At 71.8% G+C, this 19596-nt stretch carries 15 protein-coding genes and 2 tRNA genes; 11 read left to right on the top strand and 6 right to left on the bottom strand.

Going from position 1 to position 19596, the window contains the following annotated elements; genetic code table 11:
- Positions 1–117: 117 nt before the first annotated feature.
- Positions 118–3156: a S8 family serine peptidase gene (locus Voc01_RS03975; RefSeq protein WP_239159925.1), complete on the top strand. Its 3039-nt coding sequence runs from the start codon at positions 118–120 to the stop codon at positions 3154–3156.
- 37 nt (positions 3157–3193) lie between these two features.
- Here the strand turns inward: Voc01_RS03975 and Voc01_RS03970 are convergent, their stop codons facing one another.
- Positions 3194–3805 carry an EcsC family protein gene (locus Voc01_RS03970; protein ID WP_203925861.1) on the bottom strand — a complete coding sequence of 204 codons (612 nt, stop codon included), beginning with the start codon at positions 3803–3805 and terminating at the stop codon, positions 3194–3196.
- A gap of 1503 nt (positions 3806–5308) precedes the next feature.
- On the opposite strand from Voc01_RS03970, the gene Voc01_RS03965 reads away from it, so the two are divergent.
- The 5 genes from Voc01_RS03965 to Voc01_RS03945 all read left to right on the top strand — a co-directional run bounded on the left by Voc01_RS03965 (position 5309) and on the right by Voc01_RS03945 (position 8372).
- Positions 5309–5398 (top strand) — tRNA-Ser (locus Voc01_RS03965).
- A gap of 37 nt (positions 5399–5435) precedes the next feature.
- Positions 5436–5508 (top strand) — tRNA-Arg (locus Voc01_RS03960).
- Between the two features lie 285 nt (positions 5509–5793).
- Positions 5794–6477, top strand: coding sequence for a response regulator transcription factor (locus tag Voc01_RS03955; RefSeq protein WP_203925860.1), 684 nt, complete (start codon positions 5794–5796; stop codon positions 6475–6477).
- On the top strand, positions 6474–7916 hold the full coding sequence (locus Voc01_RS03950; protein WP_239159924.1) for a HAMP domain-containing sensor histidine kinase: 1443 nt from the start codon (positions 6474–6476) through the stop codon (positions 7914–7916). Before Voc01_RS03955 ends, Voc01_RS03950 begins: the two co-directional genes overlap by 4 nt.
- A 48-nt stretch (positions 7917–7964) precedes the next feature.
- Positions 7965–8372: an SRPBCC family protein gene (locus Voc01_RS03945; RefSeq protein WP_203925859.1), complete on the top strand. Its 408-nt coding sequence runs from the start codon at positions 7965–7967 to the stop codon at positions 8370–8372.
- 226 nt (positions 8373–8598) lie between these two features.
- On the opposite strand, the gene Voc01_RS03940 is transcribed toward Voc01_RS03945, so the two are convergent.
- Together Voc01_RS03940 and Voc01_RS03935 are read right to left on the bottom strand one after the other, a co-directional pair.
- Positions 8599–11076 (bottom strand): extracellular solute-binding protein, encoded by a 2478-nt coding sequence (locus Voc01_RS03940; protein ID WP_203925858.1) that lies wholly within the window; start codon positions 11074–11076, stop codon positions 8599–8601.
- Between the two features lie 121 nt (positions 11077–11197).
- The gene (locus tag Voc01_RS03935; RefSeq protein ID WP_203925857.1) at positions 11198–13807 is read right to left on the bottom strand and encodes a DEAD/DEAH box helicase; all 2610 of its coding nucleotides are present in this window, start codon (positions 13805–13807) and stop codon (positions 11198–11200) included.
- Between the two features lie 263 nt (positions 13808–14070).
- On the opposite strand from Voc01_RS03935, the gene Voc01_RS03930 reads away from it, so the two are divergent.
- From Voc01_RS03930 to Voc01_RS03920, 3 genes are all read left to right on the top strand, one after another.
- Positions 14071–14817: a phosphotransferase family protein gene (locus tag Voc01_RS03930; RefSeq protein WP_203925856.1), complete on the top strand. Its 747-nt coding sequence runs from the start codon at positions 14071–14073 to the stop codon at positions 14815–14817.
- Complete coding sequence (locus Voc01_RS03925) at positions 14814–15143, top strand: TraR/DksA family transcriptional regulator (protein WP_203925855.1); 330 nt, start codon at positions 14814–14816, stop codon at positions 15141–15143. Before Voc01_RS03930 ends, Voc01_RS03925 begins: the two co-directional genes overlap by 4 nt.
- A 123-nt stretch (positions 15144–15266) precedes the next feature.
- Positions 15267–15974: a hypothetical protein gene (locus tag Voc01_RS03920; RefSeq protein ID WP_203925854.1), complete on the top strand. Its 708-nt coding sequence runs from the start codon at positions 15267–15269 to the stop codon at positions 15972–15974.
- Positions 15975–16018: 44 nt separating this feature from the next.
- Here the strand turns inward: Voc01_RS03920 and Voc01_RS03915 are convergent, their stop codons facing one another.
- The gene (locus tag Voc01_RS03915; protein WP_203925853.1) at positions 16019–16420 is read right to left on the bottom strand and encodes a winged helix-turn-helix transcriptional regulator; all 402 of its coding nucleotides are present in this window, start codon (positions 16418–16420) and stop codon (positions 16019–16021) included.
- A gap of 108 nt (positions 16421–16528) precedes the next feature.
- On the opposite strand from Voc01_RS03915, the gene Voc01_RS03910 reads away from it, so the two are divergent.
- Positions 16529–17431 carry an NADP-dependent oxidoreductase gene (locus tag Voc01_RS03910; RefSeq protein ID WP_203925852.1) on the top strand — a complete coding sequence of 301 codons (903 nt, stop codon included), beginning with the start codon at positions 16529–16531 and terminating at the stop codon, positions 17429–17431.
- Here Voc01_RS03910 and Voc01_RS03905 read toward each other — a convergent pair.
- Complete coding sequence (locus Voc01_RS03905) at positions 17402–18394, bottom strand: helix-turn-helix transcriptional regulator (protein ID WP_203925851.1); 993 nt, start codon at positions 18392–18394, stop codon at positions 17402–17404. The two genes, Voc01_RS03910 and Voc01_RS03905, sit on opposite strands and share 30 nt — an antisense overlap.
- A gap of 77 nt (positions 18395–18471) precedes the next feature.
- On the opposite strand from Voc01_RS03905, the gene Voc01_RS03900 reads away from it, so the two are divergent.
- On the top strand, positions 18472–18873 hold the full coding sequence (locus tag Voc01_RS03900) for a RidA family protein (protein ID WP_239159923.1): 402 nt from the start codon (positions 18472–18474) through the stop codon (positions 18871–18873).
- Here Voc01_RS03900 and lexA read toward each other — a convergent pair.
- Positions 18870–19511: a transcriptional repressor LexA gene (gene lexA / locus Voc01_RS03895; RefSeq protein ID WP_203925850.1), complete on the bottom strand. Its 642-nt coding sequence runs from the start codon at positions 19509–19511 to the stop codon at positions 18870–18872. The two genes, Voc01_RS03900 and lexA, sit on opposite strands and share 4 nt — an antisense overlap.
- Positions 19512–19596 lie beyond the last annotated feature (85 nt).

Here is a 19596-nt window from a genome sequence, read left to right as displayed (position 1 = left end):
AGGTGCCACTTTCTAGATTCGACCGGAATGAATAGCCTTCGTGCAGGCCTCGGGCCAGCGTGTGCCCCTCGTCGGGCTCGGGCCGCTCAGGGGATTCAAGCCGACACGGAGGTTTGTGTGTCATACACGATGCTGCCGGCGGGACAGCGGCGCGGGCGGGTCAGAGCCCTGCTCGCCATCGGTGCCACGAGCGCCGTAGTCGCCGGTCTCGCCCTTCCGGGCGCGGTTTCAGCCAAACCGCTGCGCGCCGAGAATTCCGCGATCTATCTCGTGCAACTCGCCGGCGATCCGCTCGCCACGTACGCCGGCGGGGTTTCCAACATTCCGGCAACCAGGCCAGCCGTCGGCCAGAAGCTCGACACCCGCAGCTGGAACTACAACGCCTATCGTCAGTACCTGCAGAAGCAGCGGTCCGAGACGCTCAGCCGGGCCGGTATCGACGAGGGGAAGAAGGTCGCCGACTACGGCGTCACGTTCAACGGCTTCGCCGCCGCCCTCACGCCCGAGGACCTGCGGAAGCTCGACGCCCTGCCCAGCGTGGCCCGGATCTTCAAGAACCGGATCCACACGGTCCAGACGAACAACACCCCGCGTTTCCTCGGCCTTTCCGGTCCGAACGGGGTCTGGAACCAGTTCGGTGGCGGGCAGGCGCGCGCCGGTGAGGGACAGATCGTCGGCGTCATCGACTCCGGCTTCTGGCCCGAGAGCCCCAGCTTCCGCGCGCTGTCCGAGCCGCGTCCGGACGCCGACACCATCGCCGCCAAGTGGAACGGCACCTGCGACGCCGGCGACACGCAGCCGGTCGAGTGCAACAACAAGGTGATCGGCGCGCGCTGGTACGACTTCGCGGGGAACCAGCGCCAGCGGACGGGTGAGTACCACTCGCCCCGTGACCGCAACGGCCACGGTTCGCACACGGCGAGCACCGCGGCGGGCAACCCGGCCGACGCGTCCGTCGCCGGATCGGCCGTCGGCCAGGTCAGCGGCGTCGCGCCCGCGGCGCGCCTGTCGATCTACAAGGCGCTCTGGTATGTCCAGGCCACCGGTTCCGCGACCGGCACCGAGGTCGACATCGTGGCGGCCATCGACGACGCGGTCGCCGACGGCGTCGACGTGATCAACTACTCGGTCGGTGACACCGTCGACGACGTCGGCGCGGTCGAGGTCGCGTTCCTGCAGGCGGCCGCGGCGGGGGTCTTCGTGTCGGCGTCCGCCGGCAACTCCGGCCCCGGCGCGGCGACCGTCAACAACACCATGCCGTGGGAGACGACCGTCGCCGCGAGCACGCACGACGTGATGTACGCCAGGAACGCGGTGCTCGGCAACGGAACGACATTCGAGGGTGTCGGCATCGGCGCCGCGGGTCCGACCGCACCGCTGATCAACTCGTCGGCCGCCGGCCTGCCCGGTGCCAACGAGAACAGCGTGCGGCAGTGCCACTCGAATCCGCCCAGCCTCGACCCGGCGAAGGTCGCCGGCAAGATCGTGGTCTGCGAACGCGGGGTCACCGGTGCCAACGCGCGGGTCGACAAGAGCCTGGCCGTGCGCAACGCCGGCGGCGTCGGAATGATCCTGGTGAACGTCGTCGACGCCACGCAGAGCCTGAACGTCGAGGTCCACGCGGTCCCGACGGTGCACCTCGGCGTCGAGCGGGCCGAAGCGGTGAAGGCGTACGCGGCCACCCCGGGTGCGACCGCGTCGCTGCCGGCGCACACCACGAAGCCGCAGCGCGCACCGGCCGTGATCGGGTTCTCGTCCCGCGGTCCGTCCCAGGCCAGCGGTGGTGACCTGCTCAAGCCGGACATCTCCGCCCCGGGCGTCGACGTGGTGGCCGCCGTGCCGCCGGTGGCCAACGCGCTCGGTTCGTTCTACGACGTCAAGGGCGGCACGTCGATGGCGGCGCCGCACATCGCCGGGATCGCGGCGCTGATCCGTGCGCAGCACCCGACGTGGTCGCCGCTCGCCGTCAAGTCGGCGATGATGACCACCGCCTACCAGACCGACAACCAGGGCCGACCCATCGGCCAGGTCGGACTGGCCGCCGCAGCGTCACCGCTCGACATGGGTGCCGGGCACGTGCGGCCGGGCTCGGCGTTCGACCCGGGCCTGGTGTACGACTCCGGCCCGCTGGAGTGGTTGCAGTGGGCCTGCGGCGTCGGGGCGAACCTGCCGCCGTTGGGTGACGGCAGTTCGGTGTGCGACGCGGTCGGCACGATGGACCCGAGCAACCTGAACTACCCGTCCATCGCGATCGGCGCTCTCGCCGGTAGCCAGACGGTGACCCGCACCGTGACCAACACGACCAACCAGGCGAGTGTCTACGTCGCCAAGGTGGAGGCGCCTCCGGGCGTCACGGTCAAGGTGACGCCGTCGGTGCTGACCGTGCTGCCGAGGCGCTCGGCGACGTACACGGTCGAGTTCACGCGGACGTCGGCCGCCTTCAACAAGTACGCGTCGGGTGCGGTCACGTTGGCGGACCTCCGCGGTCACAGCGTCCGGTCGCCGTTCACCGTGCAGCCGGTGGCGATGAGCGCGCCGACCGAGGTCGTCGGCACCGGCACCAGCGGATCGCAGCAGGTGAAGGTGCAGCCCGGTTACAACGGCTCGGTCACCGCGACCGCGTTCGGGCTGGTCGCTCCGGATGTGAGGACGTCGCGGCTGGTCGGTGCCGACCAGGAGTTCGACCCGAACAATCCCGCGACGAACCCGGCGGTGGCCAAGCACACGGTGACCGTTCCGGCCGGTGCGAAGTACGCCAAGGTGAACACGTACGGCAGTGACTACCCGACGGGCACGGACATCGACCTGTACGTGTACCAGGGTTCGGCGCTGGTCGGCGTCGGTGGCAGCAGCGGCTCCAACGAGGAGGTGCAGCTGCCGGGTGCGGGCTCGTACGACGTGTACGTCGTGCAGTACGCCACGGCACCGGGCGTCACGGAGCAGGACGTGAAGCTCTACGCCCACGTGGTCGGCAACTCCAACGCCGGCAACTTCTCCGTCACGCCGTCGAGGCACACGGCGGTCGTGGGTCGCGAGGTCACCTTCACGGTGAACTGGTCAGGGCTGACCCCGGGCACCCGCTACTTCGGGTTCCTCGAGTTCGGCGACGGCAGCGCGGCGCCCGTGCGCTCCGCGCTGGTCACCATCACGACGTAGGTGTGCTGCCCTGCCGACCCGGTCGGCAGGGCAGCCCCTAGGTCCGCGTCCGGTAGTAACGCAGCGCCCGGGTCACCAGATCATCGGTGGCCCGGGCGTTCGTCACCGCGCCGATCAGTGCCCCCGCGCCGGGGATCAGCCGCAGCACGCGCCGGGCACCGACCCGCAGCACCCCCATGGCGAGGATGCGCACGAGCGGCCGACGGAGCCGCCCCGGGTCTCCGGGCACGTCGGATGCCCGCTCCATCGCCGAACTCACCGCCGTGCTGGCCTCGGTGGTCGAGTCGTGCACGCCCAGCAGGTAGAGCAGTTCGGCGGCCCGCTCCGGAGCTGTCGGATCCTTCCCGTGGGCGGCGGCGAGGTGCAGGATGAGCTCCGCGTGCAGGGCCTGCAGCGTCCCCTCGTCCAGCAGAACGGCGAGCGGGCCGGCAAGCCCGGCCACCGCCCCCCGGTTACGCGCCCGTCGCACGAACTGGTGCGCCGCCGCCCGCGCGATCGCCTCGCCGGACGAGCCGGGGTACTGCTCCCGCAGCCACGCGATACCCGTGGCAGCGCCGGGACCATAGTGGGCCACCGCCGCGAGCGCGAGCAGTTCGGCGGCCTGCGTGGGCCGGTCCCGGAAATCCTGGAGGCTGGGGGCCGCGGTCACAAGATCACGATTGGACGCGGGAACTGGCCTGGGCTGGGCGGGCAGAAGCTCACCACTGAGGGCTGCGGGAGCCGGTGGCTCGGCCTGGGGTGGCTCGGCCTGCGGTGGGGCTGCTGGCTCGATCGGCTGCGGCTCCGATGGGCCGGCCTGCGGGGTGGCTGGCGGCTCGGCCGGTTGTGCGGCCTGGGGCTCGGCCGGCGGTGCCTCCACCGGGGTGGCGCTGGCCGCGGGCTTCTTCGTCGACGGCTTCCTGGCCGGCGCCTTTCTGGCCGCCTTGGCGGCTGGTGCTGTGGCTGGGCCTGCTGGTGCTGTGGCTGGGCCTGCGGGCGCTGTCGCCGGGCCGGGTGGCGGAGCTGGTTCCTGGGACGTGGTGCTGACGGTCTTCCGGGCGGTCGCCTTCTTGGCGGCTGCCTTCTTGGCTGCCTTCCTGGTTGGAGCGTCCGCGGTTGGAGCGTCCGCGGTCGGGGTGGTCTTCGCCGGGGTGGTCTTCGCCGGGGTGGTCTTCGCCGAGGTTGCCGTCGCTGGAGCGTCGGGGGCCGGGGTTGGCTCGGCGGTTGGTGGGGTCGGGGTGGCGGTGGGCCCAACGATGGGCTTGTCCGTGGCGGACTTCCTCGCGGCGGCCTTCTTCGGCGGTGGTTCCGTGGGGGCCTTCTTCGGGGGTGGTTCCGCGGTGGCCTTCTTTGCCGGGGCCTTGCTTGGAGTTGCCTTCTTTGCCGGCTCCGGGGTGGTGGCGGCCTCCTTCGGCGGCGGTTGTGCGGCGGGTTTCTTGGTGGGGGCTGGCTCCGGGGTGGCCTTGCGTGCTGGGGTCACGGCTTCGCTGGGCCCTCTGCGCGGTGGAGTGGCCTTCCTTGAAGGCTGCTTGCCCGGCGTGGCTTTGGTGGTGGGAGCGGGCTCGGGCTCCGGGATGGGGAGCTGCTCCTGGTTCTCGGAGGGTTGGCGTGCCTTTCTCGGCCGGCGGGGAGGTGGGGACTCGCTGGCCGGCACGGTGAACGGGGCCCGGGAGGGCTGGGTCTGCGGGGGCGTTCGGCGGGTCGCCTCGCCGGTGGGCCGGGGTGCTGGGGCATCGGGCTCACCGGCTGGGGTGGCCGGCGTACCTGACCGGGCGGGGCGGCGACCCGGGGCCTCGGCCGGTGGTCCGCCCGTATCCTCTGATCTTCCGGAGCCGAAAGCCGGCGGGGGCCGGCGGGCGCCGGGCACGCGCGGAGCCGGCGCCGGCTCCTCCTGGCCGGCCGGTGGCAGGAAGACCGGCAGACCGGGGCCGGCCTTGCGCGGTCGCTCCTTCGCGCCCGGCGGGGGAGCGGCAGGCTCGGTGCGCTTGCGCGGCCGCGCCGGGGTGGGATCGTCCGCCATGATGCGAGGTTAATCGCCGGTAGCCCGGGCTGCCTGTTCAGGCGGAAGGCGTTTCGAAGTTGGGGGCGGGTCCCCCGTTGGGGAGTTGCTTTGCTCGGGGACGCGGGGGACCTGTATCCTCGGTCGACGGTGGCCCGGGTACGGGTCGTCGTGGGAGGCTTCGCCTAGTACGGTCTATGGCGCCGCACTGCTAATGCGGTTTGGGTTAACCGCCCATCCCGGGTTCGAATCCCGGAGCCTCCGCGGTCGGACAGGGTATGTACACTGGCCGAGCACGTAAGCGCCCGTAGCTCAATGGATAGAGCATCTGACTACGGATCAGAAGGTTAGGGGTTCGAGTCCCTTCGGGCGCGCAAGATCGTCAGCAAGATCGTCAAGGCCCTGGGCAGCAGAGATGGTGCTCGGGGCCTTCGTCGTTTCCGTCCACTGTGGACGTGGTGAGGGTTCCGTCACAGGGCGTGGTTCTCGTGCTGGCCTTGAGGCGGGTGCGGCGCAGGCACCGCATCGGTGTCGTCGCCGCCCGAGGTCAGGGACGGGATCGTAAGATCAAGTTCTCGGACGACGGTGCGGATCTTTTCCAACATTCGTCTCAGGTTGATGCGCCAGGCTGGTCACGACCGCTGTGGAGGTGACCGAACGTGTACGTGCTCATCGCGGACGACGACGCCGCCATCCGGGACTCGGTGGCGCTGGTGCTCCAGGTCGAGGGGTACGAGACCAGCACCGTCGCCAATGGGCTCGCGGTGCTCGAAGGTGTCGACGCGAACCCGCCCGACCTGCTGATCCTCGACGTCATGATGCCGCGCCTCGGTGGGCTGGAGACGTGCCGGCGCCTGCGGACGGCCGGGTCGGACCTGCCGGTGCTCATGCTCACCGCCCGCGATCAGGTAGCCGACCGGGTCACGGGCCTCGACGCCGGCGCCGACGACTATCTGCCGAAGCCGTTCGCGACCGAGGAGCTCCTGGCCCGGGTCCGGGCCCTGCTTCGCCGCCGCACCGTTGCCACCGGGGAGCCCACCGCCCTGTCCTTCCTGGACCTGCGTCTGGAACCGGATCTGTTCGAGTCCTGGCGCGGCGAGCGTCGACTGCAGCTGACCCGCACCGAGTTCTCGCTGCTGGAGGTGTTCCTGCGCAACCCGCGCCGGCTGCTCACCCGGGAGGTGCTGTTCGACACCATCTGGGGCTACGACATGAGCGCGACCACCAACAACCTGCAGGTCTACATCAGCTACCTGCGACGGAAGCTGGAGGCCGACGGCGAACCCCGGTTGCTGCACACCGTTCGCGGCGTGGGATATGTGCTGCGGGAGACGCCGCCGTGACGTCGCCGCTGACCCGGGTCCGCGACTGGTGGCGCTGGTCGTCGCTGCGGACCAGGTTGTCGGTGATGACCGCCACCGGGATCGCGGTCGGCTCCTTCGCCGCGTCGGTCTTCGCCTGGCAGGTGCTCGCCTACGAGCTGCGTCACTCGATCGAGGAGCAGTTGCGGGGTGACGCCGCCGCGCTGCTCGCGGTGACCGACCGCGACGGTGCCGCCGCCGCCACGCTGCCGTCGGCCTCCGATGCCGGGCTGAGCGCCCGCATCCTGCTGCCCGACGGCACGGTCCGCTCGCCGGTCGGGCTTCCAATCGCCCTGCCGGTCACCGCCGACGCCCTGCGGGTCGCCGACGGACGGGCTGCCGGCCGCTTCGACCTCGTCGAGGTCGACGATGGCATCGACGACGACGACAACTACTTCGCATACGACGACGATGTGTACCTGGTGTACACGGTCCACACCAACGGTGGCGCGATCCAGATCGCCCGGGACGGCCAGTTCTACGGCCGGGCGGCCAGTTCGTTCGCGCTGTTCCTCCTATTGGACGCGGTGGTGTGTGCCGGCAGCGGTGTGATCGTCGGGCGGATGGTGGCACGCACCGTGCTGGCGCCCGTCGACCGGCTCACCGCCACGGCGGTCCGGGTGGCCCGCACGCACAATCTGGACGAGGCGATCGCCGTGCGCAGCGGTGGAGAGATCGGCCAGCTCGCACAGGCCATCAACGACATGCTCGCGGCGCTGGACGCCGCCCGCCGGTCCCAGCGTCTGCTGGCCGACGACGCCGCCCACGAGCTGCGTACGCCGTTGACGAGTCTGCGCCTCAACATCGAGCTGCTGATCCGGCTGGATCGCCGGGGCACGTTGCAGACCGCGCTCGACCCCGCCGCGCGCGCCAAGCTGCTCGACGACCTGGGCGTGCAGGTGGTGGAGCTCAGCACGGTCGTCGCCGAGCTGACCGACCTGGCGCGCGGTGACGTCGCCACCGAGCCGACCGAGGTGGTGAACCTCGCCGATCAGGTGGTCGCGGCGGTGACGCGGGCCAGGTCCCGGGTCCCGGACGTCGATCTCGTGCTCGACCTGGCACCGGTACCCGTGCCGGTCACCGGGCGCCCCGCGGCGCTGCAGCGGGCCGTGCTCAACCTCCTCGACAACGCCGGGAAGTGGTCGCCGCCGGGCCAGCCCGTGTACGTGCGGCTGGGTGTCGAGGGCGGCGCCGCGGTGCTGGAGGTGGATGACGGCGGACCGGGCATCGACGCGGTGGACGTGCCGCGCGTGTTCGACCGGTCCTACCGGGCCGATGCGGCGCGGGACCTGCCCGGCTCCGGTCTGGGTCTGTCGATCGTGCGCCGGGTCGTGGACACGCACGGCGGCGAGGTGACCGTGCACCGGTCGGATCGCGGCGGTGCCCTGCTCCGGGTACGGCTGCCTGTCGCGTCGCGTTGATGCGCCGCTGTGAAGCGCTGGCGTCGGCGTCCGGTCCACAATGGAGGGATGAGACCCAGCCGGCCGAGGCTGCGGCGGACGCTCGAGGTCGAGGGGCCACGCGCCGCCGACGACGTGTGGGACCGCTACGTGCGCCCGCGTCGTTGGCCCGAGTGGTCGCCGCAGATCCGTTCGGTCGAGTATCCGCATGAGCGACTGGCTGCGGCGACGTCCGGCGTGGTGCGTGGGCCGCTGCGGTTCCCGGTGCCGTTCCGCGTCGTCGACGTCGACGACGCGGCTCCGGTGCGGACGTGGTCGTGGACGGTGTCGGCGGCCGGTGTCGAGCTGACCCTGGTCCACACCGTCGAGGCGACCGCGTCCGGCACGAGGACAAGGCTGACGATCGACGGCTTCGCACCGGCCACGGCCGTCTACCTGCCGGCCGCATGGTGGGCGTTGCGCCGACTGGTGAACTGACACTCGCCGGGGACTGTTGCAACCCTTCGGCCGGCGGAGCACCTCATGTGGGTGGAGATTGCGACCGGCACGACATCGATCGGCATCGTGAGGCCACGGGGGTTGTCAGTGAAGGTGCTTCTAGGGGTGCTCGTCGCACTCGTGCTGCGGCGTCGGGAACCCGATCGGAGGCAGCACAAACCACAGCGGCGGGCGACGTGGTGGGAACTGTGACTGCCGGGACGCGTCAGGTCGGGGACGGTGTTGGTGACTGGGCCCTGGTCGTGGGCAGTGCACTGGTGGGGTTGGTCATCCGGGCGGTGTGCAGGCTCTTGGCGAAGTGCTCGGGCAGTCTGGTTCCGTTCAGCACGGCCGGCCGCATGAGTTCGATGAACACCTGCGCGACCTCGCTGTAGCTCGGGGTGACAGGACGGGGATAGGCGGTCTGGATCGCCGACAGGATCAGGTGGGCCCGGTTCCGGTCGTCGGTGCCGTCCGTCTCGTAGGCGCTCTTCGTGACCGGTGCGTAGGTCTGGTCGGTGGTGAGCTTGCGTTGCCGTTTGTCGTCGGTGAGGTAGCGGATCAGGTCGATCGCCGCCTCCGGATTTGCCGACCGGGACGACACGGCGAGGTTCTGGCCGCCCAGGATCGCGGGGCCGAACAGGCGTCCGGGTCGTAGGCCGCTCAATCTCGTGGCGAACGCGGGCCACAGCCGTACGGTCTGGACCTGGCTCCAGGTGGCATGTCTGACGCTGAGGAACTCCGCCGACCGCTCGTCCGGCGGAAGGTCGACCGTGGCGAGGTCGGCGTGCGCGTCCAGGACCGCTCCTGCCGCGATCGCCTCCCGCAGCGGTCCGATGGCCGCGTCCCACTCGGCCACGGAGATCTGGTCGGGGAAGGTGCCGTCGTCGTTGAGGAGCTTGGGGTTGTGCGCCAGGGCGGCTTCGAGCATGTTGACCACCGACGACTCGTCCGCGGTGAACTGGCCCGAGTAGCTGGGTCGTCCCGCCGCGCGGGCCAGCGTGACCAGGTCCGGCCAGCCGGTCGGCGCCGGCACGTCCGGTCGGTGGAACAGCAGCCCGACATCGGTGTTGAACGGCAGCGCCCAGTACCGGTCGCGCCACCGGCAGGTGTTCAGCGGACGCTCGAGGAAGCGGTCGACGTCGACGGCGCCGTCCGGCAGCGCGGTGATCAGACCGGCGTTGGCGAACCGGCTCAGCTGAGGCGCGTCGAGAAGGAACACATCGGCGACGGGGTCGCTCCACATCGCGGAAACCTGGTCGTCGGCGCTGCCCGGGACGGGTGTGATCGTGACCTGGATTTGGTGGTCGTCATTCCACTGGTCGACCAGGTCCTGACGGGTCCCGGCGGGACTGGGATCGGTGCCGGCGAGCAGGGTCAGCGTTCCCGGCCGCCGTGCCGGAGACGGGCCTGTGCGGGGAACGTGCCCGCCGTTGCTCTTGTCGGAGAGGCTCAGGACGACGCCACCGGTCGCTCCGGCCGCGGCCACGGCGGCGGCCATGGCCAGTACGCGACGACGTCCGAACCGTCGCGGCGCCGGCGGTGCGGAGGGTTCGGGTTCGGGATCGGAGGGTGCGGGAGTGACGGGCGCACCCGCGAAGGCGAGGGCTGCCCCTTCCGCGACGGCGAGATCCGGCTGGCGTAGAACCCGCGGTTCGACGCGCAGCGCGCGGACGAGCATCGTCGCGACGAGCGGGACGCGGCTCGACCCGCCGACGAGGTACACACCGGCGAGCTGGGTCGGAGTGACGCCCGCGCTGTCGAGGGTCGCGGTGGTCAGCTCGACCGTACGGGTCACCACCGGCCGTGCCAGTCGGTCGAACTCGGTGCGCGTGAGCGTGACACGGACGTCCAGCACCGGGATGTGCAGGTCCACCCGCGGCAGCCGGCTCAGCCGCTCCTTGGCCTCACGCACACCCTCCCGCAGTTGCCACCGTGCCCGCCGGTCGTCCTCGTCCTGTGAGGTGAGCAAACGCTGCCAGGTGACGGCATCGGCGGTCAGTTCGGACCCGAGGTGCGTGACGATCCGGTCGTCGAGGTCGATCCCGCCGACCGTGGCGAGTCCCTCGCTGCGGAGGACCTCCGGCACCCCGTCGGGGTCCCACCGGACGACACTGACGTCGAAGGTTCCCCCACCGAAGTCGTAGATGAGCACGGCCCGGTCGGTGCCCGGCCGGTGGTCCGGTCCGGGGACCGCGACGTCCGCGCCCCGCAGGGTGGGGAACAGGTTCGCGGCGGCCGCCGGCTCGGACAGGTACCGCGGCCGCGGGAGGGCCACCTTCTCCGCGGCGCGGGCGAGCACCTCACGCCGGACCTCACCCCACCCGTCCGGGTGGGTCATCACCAACTCGTCGGGCCGGGTACCGGCCATGCCGACAGCCTCGTCGAGGACCCGATGCAGCACCGCCGCCACCAGGTCCACCACCGGGACCTGCCGCCTGCCGAGCAGGACGCTCTGCTCACCCACACGGCGCTTCGGCGTCGGTTCGCACCAGGACGGCGTCGCCAGCGCCTGTTGCAGGGCGTCCCGGCCGACCAGGAGATCGCCGTCCGGGCCGAGGCACACCGCCGACGGGAGGAGGGGCGAACCGTCGAACAACAACGGTCGCGACTCCCCGTCGCCGTGGCGTAGCACCGCAACCGTGTTGGACGTCCCGAAGTCCACCGCCAGCCGCCAACCGGCGGCACCGTCGTTCGTGTGCACTCGGGAACGAGAGCAGCAGTGTCACGGTCCGCGCAACGCCGACCGTGCGATCAGACGACCGCAAACGGATGAACTGATCGCCCGTCCGGGCGCGGGATCCCCCGATGGGGAAGCCCGCCGTTCAGGAGTTCAGCAGCCGCTTCCGTTCCGAGGCGACGACCTCGCGGGCCAGTTCCGCCTCGGACAGGTCGACCGCGTCCGGCGCCGCGTCGGCGATGTCGCTGCCGCGGGCGAAGTCCTCGAAGAGTTTGCGCTTCGCCTCGAGCAGTTCGACGATGCGTTGGTCGACGCTCTCCTCCGACAGCAGCCGGTGCACCTGCACCGAACGCACCTGACCCATCCGGTGCGCCCGCGCGATCGCCTGGGCCTCGATGGTCGGCTTCAGTTGGGGTTCGCAGAAGATGACCACCGATGCGGCCTGGACGTTCAGGCCTACGCCCCCGGCCACGATCTGCGACACGAGAGTGGCTCCGTGCCTCGCCGCCGAGAACTCGTCCACCATGCGCTGCCGATCGTCGGAGCCGACCGAACCGGTGAGCGGCCCGAACACCGGTCCCCGCAAGGTCTTCGCCACCAGGTCGAGGATGCCGCGGAAGTAGGAGAAGACGATGACCTTCCGCTCGTTCTCCTCCGCCTCGCGGACGATCTCGACCAGCCGCCGCACCTTCTCGGACTTCGCGCCCTGGCGCATCGCCGCCTGACGCATCTCCATGAAGTTGCCGCTGTCGACCGCCGCCCGGTAGGCCGCGGCGTCCTCTGTGGACAGTGGCAGCCACTCGTCGACCTCCACCAGCCCCGGCAGTTCCGACAGCACGTCCTCCTGGTTGCGCCGCAGGTACGCCGGCGCGATCTGGCGGCGGAACGCCTTCGCCGACAGCGCGGCGCCGTCGCTGTCGACCGTCAGGTCGGGACGCACGTAGGACGCGAGGCTGCGGAACTCCGACACCTTGTTCTCCAACGGGGTGCCGGTCAGCAGGACGGCGCGGGCCGCGCGCTCGACGATGGCGGCGGTGCGCACGGAACGCTGCGCGTTCGGGTTCTTGATGTAGTGCGCCTCGTCGACGACGACGCAGGCGAGGTTGGGACCGGGCTGCCACGCGGCGAGCGTCTCGAACGTGGTGACCGCGACACCGCCGTCGCGTTCCCAGACGCGGGCCGCGTGGTCGCGGTCGGCACCGTGCACCCGGTGGGCGGAGAGCGTCGACTTGCCGGTCACCTCGCGCACCCAGTTCGTCACGACGGCCGCCGGGCACACGACGACGAAACGGTTCTCGCCCCGGCTGCGCAGGTGCGCCAGCACGGCGATCGCCTCGAACGTCTTGCCGAGACCCATCTCGTCGCCGATGATCACCTTGCGCTGCACGAGAACGAAGCGCACCGCGAAACTCTGGTAGCCACGCAGCGACGCCTTCAGGTGTTCGCCGTTGAGTGGCTGGTCGCGCACCGCCTTGACGATGTCGTCGGGCAGATTGCCGTGCGTGGCCTCCTCGTCGCCGGTGAGGAAACCGAGTTCGGAGAGCATCGCGAAGTAGTCCGCCGGCCGGGCGAGGAAGTCCTCCCACGGGTCGCGGGTCCGGTAGCCTGACGGCTTGGTGCGGCGCAACTGTTCGGCCCGGTGCCGCACGACGTCGATGCTCTCCCACAGTTCGCCCACCGGCAGTTCCCGAAGCGGAACCACCAGCAGATGCGTGGTGGAGAAAGTGAGCCCTTCCACGATCGGCGCCAGTTCGGCCGCCCGTTCCAGGTCGGCGGCGGCGCCCCGGGTGCGGCGGCGGGCGTCCCACTCGGCGAGGCAGCGCAGCAGCTCGGTCACCTCGGGGCTGCGCCGGGTGACGTCGATGCGCACCGGCGTCTCCTCGAACGTCGTGTGCCGCAACGTCTGCGCGGCGCCGAGGATGTGTCGCGCCGACACTTCGCCGAGACCCGGCAGCGTCGGCAGTGTGTCGGCGTCGGCCAGAACCTGCGCGACGGTGTGGATGCCGGCCGGTGCGAGGCCGCCGAGCCGGAGCCGGTCACGGGTCGCCGTCTTCAACGCGTCGGTCGACATCTCCCGCAGCACGCGCATCGTCTCGACCCGCCGCACGAGGATCGCGGCGTCCCGAGCCGCGGCGCGGTACTCCGCCTCGCCCTGCACGATCCTGTCGATGGCGGCCAACGCCTTGGCCAGGCCGTCGAGCGCGGACCGTTCGATGACCTCAGGGCTGTGGGCGGGATCCTCGGGAACGACACCGAGCGCGGGATCGACGAGCGCCTCGAAGCCCACGGACTCGTCGACGGTGCGCTCGCTCAGCTCCTCGAGCCGCTGCGGCCAGCCCGTCTCGATGAACACGTCGTGCTGGCGGCGCAGGAACGCTGCCGACGCCTCGGCCCGCTGGCGCTTCCTCGGCCCGGCGAGATAGCGCCGCAGCCCCAGGGCGGCGTTCACGTCGGCCCGCGCGCGCGGCACCTCGACCGTCAGCAGCCGGATCAGCGCCTGGTCGCCGCGGGTGAACGTCGGCAGCACAGCGCGTTCGCGCAGGGGACCCACGATCCAACCGTGCTTGCGTTCCAGCGGCACGACCCGCCACGCGTTGCGTCGCGCGTGCTGGACGACGACGGCGCGTGACTCCAGGAGGCGTTCGGCGGCCTCCGCCGTCTCCTGCACGCTGCCGTGCCTGCGCTGGACGGCCGCGGCCTGCCGACTCCACCGGGTGAAGTCGACCATCAGGGCACGCAGCTCGGTCCGGTCCATCCCTCCAGTCTGCCTGGCTTCCGGATGGCGGGCCTCGTGCCGTTCGGCCAGCACGCGGTCCAGCGTGACGCCGGGCATCAGGCGCCCGTCGGCGGGCCACGTCGAGCGCAGGCCGTACCGGCTCCAGACCGGGCCGGCGGCACCCCGCCCAGGCCACGAACGGAACGACGATCAGCCAGCAGGTGCCGTCGACCAACCGCCGCTTGAGCGTCCACTGTGGACGTTTCGGAAACCCGTGGCGACGGCGTGGACCGGTCGTGATAATGGCCGGCGTGGACGAGGTCAGGGTCGTCGTCGCTCATGAGGAGCGGGTGACGCTGCGGGTCGGCGACGTGTTCCTGAAGGTCGACTCGGATCAGGCGCGCATCGACGTCGAGGTCGAGGCTCTGGCCCTCGCGCCGGTCCCCACTCCGCGGGTCCTGTGGCGCCAGCCGCCCGTGCTCGCCATCTCCGCCGTGCCAGGCACGGCGCTCGGCGTGCTCGGGGAACCGTCGGCCGCGTCGTCGGCGGCCTGGGCGGCGGCGGGGGCCGCCATCCGGACATTGCACGAGGCGCCGCTGCCGCCGTGGCCCGGCCGGAGCCTCGACAGCATCGTCGCGGAGCTCGACAGCGAGTGCGAACAGCTCGTCGCGACCGGTGTCCTTCCCGCCGACCTGGTCACGCGCAACCGCGAGGTCGCCGAGGCCGCGCTCCGGCCGTGGACGCCGGTGTTCACGCACGGCGACCTGCAGATCACCCACATCTTCGTCGAGGGTGACGAGGTCACCGGCATCATCGACTGGTCGGAGGCGGCCCGCGGCGACGCGCTGTGGGACCTCGCGACCCTGACGCTCGGACACGAGGAGCGCCTCGACGACGTCCTCGCCGGCTACGGCACCGCCGTCGACGTCGACGTGATCCGGGCGTGGTGGTCGCTGCGGAGCCTGACGGCGGTCCGCTGGCTCGCCGAGCACGGCTTCGACCCGGCCAAGCCGGGCTGCGAGATCGACGTGCTGAAAGCCCGCATGTGACGGCCCGCGACGAGCTTCTGCGGCTCCGCGCGAGCGCCGAGGCCGAGGCGGCGACCCTGGCCAACGACCTGGAGGCGCTGTTCACCGCCTCCCGCGACTCGAACGCCGACGACGAGCACGACCCGGAAGGCGCCACGATCGGCTTCGAACGTGCCCAGTTGACCGCGCTGCTGGCCGCCACCCGACGACGGATCGCCGAGGTCGACGAGGCCCTGCACCGGGTCGACACCGGCACCTACGGCGTCTGCGAGGGCTGCGGGCGGCCGATCGCCCGGGAACGGCTCGAGGTCCGGCCGTTCGCCCGGCGCTGCATCGCCTGCGCGTAGAGCCTCGGCCCCGACACCTCCTGGTCGAGTTCTGCTCCGGTGCCGAACCCGTGCCGGCAACCGGATGGCACCCGCGCCGCCGTTGGCTGAACACCGGAACTTCGGAAGCGGTGAGGTGGCGCGGTGCTCGGTGTACTGATCGGAAAGTCGCTGGCGGTCAAGGTGGTCGCGGGTTTCGCCGCCGTGACCGTGGCCGGAACGGGCGTCGCCGCCGAGACGGGTGCCCTGCCGGCATCCGTCCAGCAGGCGGCCCACGATGTCGCCGGTGGCCTGGGAGTGCCGGCGCCCCGTGAGGCGGCGGAGCAGCCGGAGACCGGTCCCACCGAGGAGCCCGGCGCGACGCCGAGCGTCGCGCCGTCGGCGAGCCCCGAGCCCGACGCCAGCGGGACGCCCCGCGGGCCCGACGCCTCCGGACCAGCGGCCCGGGGTCTCTGCCAGGCGTACCGCTCGGGCGGCAACCGGGACAGCGTGGCCGGGCAGGCGCTGGCACAGGCGGCCGGCGGAGCGGACAAGGTGGCCGCGTACTGCGACGGCGTCCTCGCGGGGAAGGACGAGAAGGCCGGAAACGCCGGCGACGACAGGAAGCCGCAGGCCGCCGACGCCGGAAAGGGCGGCGGATCCGGCAAGGACAAGAACGGCTCGAACGGATCCGGCAAGGGTTCGGGCAACGGCTCCGACAAGGGCGCGGGCAATGGGGCCGGCAATGGTGCCGGTAAGGACAAAGGCGCCGGCAACGGCGGCGGCAAGGACAAGGGCGCCGGCAACGGCGGCGGCAAGGACAAGGGCGCCGGCAACGGCGCCGGCAAGGACAAGGGCAAGGGCAAGGGCTAGGACGGCAGCTGACCGCCGCCCCGGCGGCGGAACCTACCGTGGACTCAGCTGACGGCGGCGTCGAACCGGGCGCGGGCCTCGAAGACGCGGTCCATATGGGACTCCGCCCAGGCCTTGATCGCGAGCATCACCGGGAAAAGTTCGTGGCCGAGCGGGGTCAGCTCGTAGTCGACGCGGACGGGCACCGACGCGGTGACCGTCCGGGTGACCAGGCCGTCGCGCTCCAGGGTGCGCAGCGTCTGGGTGAGCATCTTCTGGCTGACACCGGCGATGCGGTGGGCGAGTTCGCTGTGCCGCTGCGGCCCGCCCGCCAGCGCCGGGATCACCAGCGCGACCCACTTGTCGGTGAGCCGGCTCAGCAGCTCGCGGGTCGGGCAGCCGGCCAGGAAGGCATCGTAGTCTCGTTTTGCCTGCTCACGTCGCTGCGCCGCGGTCGTCGTCGCCATCTTCCACCTCTTCCGGTGCCCTAGGCACTCCAAGGTACCTACTTTCTCACGGTGCCTTCCTCTTCGTACGGTCGGGGTGATCACGAGATCCCCATGAAGGAGACGGCGATGCGCGCGGTGAGGTACACGGAGTTCGGAGGGCCGGAGGTCCTGCACGTGGCGGAGGTGCCGGTGCCCGAGGCCGGTCCGGGGCAGGTGCGGGTGCGGGTCGGCGCGTCCGCGCTGCACCCGGTCGATCTGATGGTCCGCGCCGGGCGGTTCCCGGCACCGCTGCCGACCGGGCTGCCGTACACGCCCGGATGGGACGTGGCCGGCACCGTCGACGCGGTCGGTGCGTCGGTCGACGGCTTCGCGGTCGGAGACGCGGTCATCGGCTTCTCGTCGTGGCTGCAGACCACCGTCGGCGCCCACGCCGAGTACGTGGTGCTCGACGCCGCCTCCCTGACCGCGGCGCCCACGAACGTCCCGGCGACCGAGGCGGCGACCCTGCCGACGAACGGCCTCGCCGCCGCGCAGGCCCTCGAGTTCCTCGCGCTCCCCGAAGGCTCGACCGTGCTCGTCACCGGCGCCGCCGGGCAGGTCGGCGGGTTCGCGCTGGCGCTGGCCCGGGCGGCCGGCCTGCACGCCACGGGACTCGCCGGCGACGACGACCGGGCGTTCGTCGAGTCGCTGGGCGCGACGTTCCTGTCCCGGTCGGACGACCCGAAGGGCACGTTCGACGCGGTCGTCGACCTGGCCGTGATCGGCGCCCCACTGCTCGACCTCGTCCGCGACGGCGGCGGCTACGTCGCCGCGTCACCCCCGCTCCGCCCGGAGCCGGTGCGGGGAATCCGGACGTTCGCGCTGGAGGTGCTGCCGGACGGGTCCCGGCTGGCCCGGCTCGTCACGCTGGTCGAGAGCGGTGACCTCCCGCTGCGGGTCGCCGAGGTGTACCCCTTCGCCGACGCCGCGGCCGCCCACGAGCGGATGGCCGGGGGCGGCCTACGGGGCGGCGTGGTGATCGTCCCTTGACGCGTAGCGGCCGGCGAGCGCCGTCGCGCGGTCGTACAGGGACGCGCGTAGCCAGTCCGGAGCCAGCGCCTCCGCGTTCGTGGAGAGCTGCCACAGCGCCCATTCGGCGTGCCGCCGGTCCTGGAACGTGACCTCCAACCGCAGCCAGCCGTCGACGTCGGACGCCTCGGTGAGCACGGCCACCGCGGTGCCGACCAGATCCTCCCGCCGCGCCGGGTGCACCCGCACCCGCACGGTGACCTGGTCGTCGCCGGCGCGGAACCGGGTGCTGCGCTCCCGCCAGATCCGGTTCAGGTCGACCCGGTCGGGCCGCTGCGCCGGTTCGGCGAGGGCCTCGGCGGCCAGGATGCGCGAGAGCCGGTAGGTGCGGTCGGCGCCCGATCTCGTGGCCAGCAGGTAGCCCTGGTCGCGAACGGTCACCAGGCCGATCGGGTCGACGGTGCGCCACCGCGGGGCGTGCCCCACGGCCGCGTAGTGGATGCGCAACTTGCGTCCGGCGAACACCGCCCGGCGAACCTCCGCCACCGTGGCGTCGGGCACCTCGTCGGCGACCGTGCGGCGCGCGAGCAGATCGGTCTCCGGGTCGATGAGCAGACGCTCGGCGACGCCCGCCGCGGCGTCGCGGTGGCTCTCGGGCAGCGCGTCGACCACCTTGAGCATCGCCGAGGCGAGCGCCGAGCCGAGACCGAACACCTGTGCGCCGCGCCGCGATCCGGCGACCAGAAGGGCGAGCGCCTCGTCGTGGTTCAGCCCGGTGAGGTCGGTCTGGAAGCCGGGCAGCAGCGCGAACCCGCCGTGCCGGCCGCGTTCGGCGTAGACCGGGACGCCGGCCGCCGACAGCGCCTCGATGTCACGCAGCACGGTGCGGGTGGAGACCTCCAGCTCGCGGGCCAGCGTGGCCGCGGAGAGCCGACCGCGCTGGCGCAGCAGCAGCACCAGGGAGACCAACCGGTCGGCGCGCATGCCCAAAATATATGACACAGGATGTCGTGATTCGTGGAGAGGCTGGTCCCACTGGCAGCAACCCGAATGGAGACGACGTGGCAGTGGAACGTGTGGCGGTCAACCCGGTCACCTGGTCGGTGGAACTCGGATTCAACCAGGGCGAACTCGTCTCGGGTCAGTCCCGGACCCTGTACTGCTCCGGGCAGACCGCGATGGGCGACGACGGCAGGCCCCGGCACGACGGCGACATGGCGGCGCAGTTGGCGCTGAGCCTGGACAACCTGGAGGCGGTGCTGCGCGAGGCCGGCATGTCGCTGGCGAACCTGGTGCGGCTCAACGTCTACACGACCGACGTCGACGGGCTGTTCCCGCACTACGGCGTGCTCGCGGCGCGGCTGGGCGCCGCCCGGGTGGCGCCGGCCACCACGATGCTCGGGGTCACCCGGCTCGCGGTACCCGGCCAGCTGGTCGAGCTGGAGGGGACCGCCGTCGGCTAGGTGCGGCGCAGGACGGTGACGACCTTGCCGAGGATGACCGCGTGGTCGCCCTCGAGGTCGTCGTAGGCGGGGTTGCGGGGCTCGAGGATCACATGGCCGCCGCGACGGCGGTAGACCTTGACCGTCGCCTCGTCGTCGAGCATCGCGGCCACGATGTCGCCGTTGTAGGCCTCGGACTGCTGCTTCACGACGACGATGTCGCCGTCGCAGATCGCCGCGTCGACCATGGAGTCGCCGCGGACGCGGAGGCCGAACAGGGTGCCCCGGCCGACCAGGTCGCGGGGTAACGGGAGCACCTCGTCGAAGCTCTGTTCGGCCAGGATCGGCGTGCCGGCGGCGATGTCGCCGAGCACGGGCACGCCGATCGTCGCGTTGTCGGTGCGCTGGTGCGGAACCGGCTGGAGGAACCCGCGGATGTCGACTGGCCGCGTCGACCGGCCGCGCCGCAGGTACCCGAGGTCCTCCAGGGTGCGCAGGTGCCGCCCGACCGACGACGGGGACGCCAGCCCCACCTCGTCGGCGATGTCGCGGGTCGACGGCGAGTAGCCGTACCGGAGCGCCCACTCCTGGATCACGGCGAGGATCTGACGTTGCCGCGGGGTCAGCGTCGAGGTGTCGAGGTCCTCATCGGTGAGCATCCCGAAATCTTGCCGGACCGGCGCGGGCCGCGCGGGGCGGCTCGCCGCAGGATCAGCCTCGAGGACCGGTGATCGGCACCTCAGA

The organism is Virgisporangium ochraceum (assembly GCF_016863655.1).
Classification (GTDB): Bacteria; Actinomycetota; Actinomycetes; order Mycobacteriales; family Micromonosporaceae; genus Virgisporangium; species Virgisporangium ochraceum.
Note: the sequence above shows the minus strand (reverse complement) of the source record. Positions and strands in the feature narration are given on the sequence as shown.

Excerpts from the sequence above, each read along its gene's own strand:
- Voc01_RS03910 (WP_203925852.1), top strand. The coding sequence starts at position 16,529 with ATGCGCGCGGTGAGGTACACGGAGTTCGGAGGGCCGGAGGTCCTGCAC.
- Voc01_RS03935 (WP_203925857.1), bottom strand. The coding sequence starts at position 13,807 with ATGGACCGGACCGAGCTGCGTGCCCTGATGGTCGACTTCACCCGGTGG.
- Voc01_RS03915 (WP_203925853.1), bottom strand. The coding sequence starts at position 16,420 with ATGGCGACGACGACCGCGGCGCAGCGACGTGAGCAGGCAAAACGAGAC.
- Voc01_RS03945 (WP_203925859.1), top strand. The coding sequence starts at position 7,965 with ATGAGACCCAGCCGGCCGAGGCTGCGGCGGACGCTCGAGGTCGAGGGG.
- lexA (WP_203925850.1), bottom strand. The coding sequence starts at position 19,511 with ATGCTCACCGATGAGGACCTCGACACCTCGACGCTGACCCCGCGGCAA.
- Voc01_RS03930 (WP_203925856.1), top strand. The coding sequence starts at position 14,071 with ATGGCCGGCGTGGACGAGGTCAGGGTCGTCGTCGCTCATGAGGAGCGG.
- Voc01_RS03905 (WP_203925851.1), bottom strand. The coding sequence starts at position 18,394 with ATGCGCGCCGACCGGTTGGTCTCCCTGGTGCTGCTGCTGCGCCAGCGC.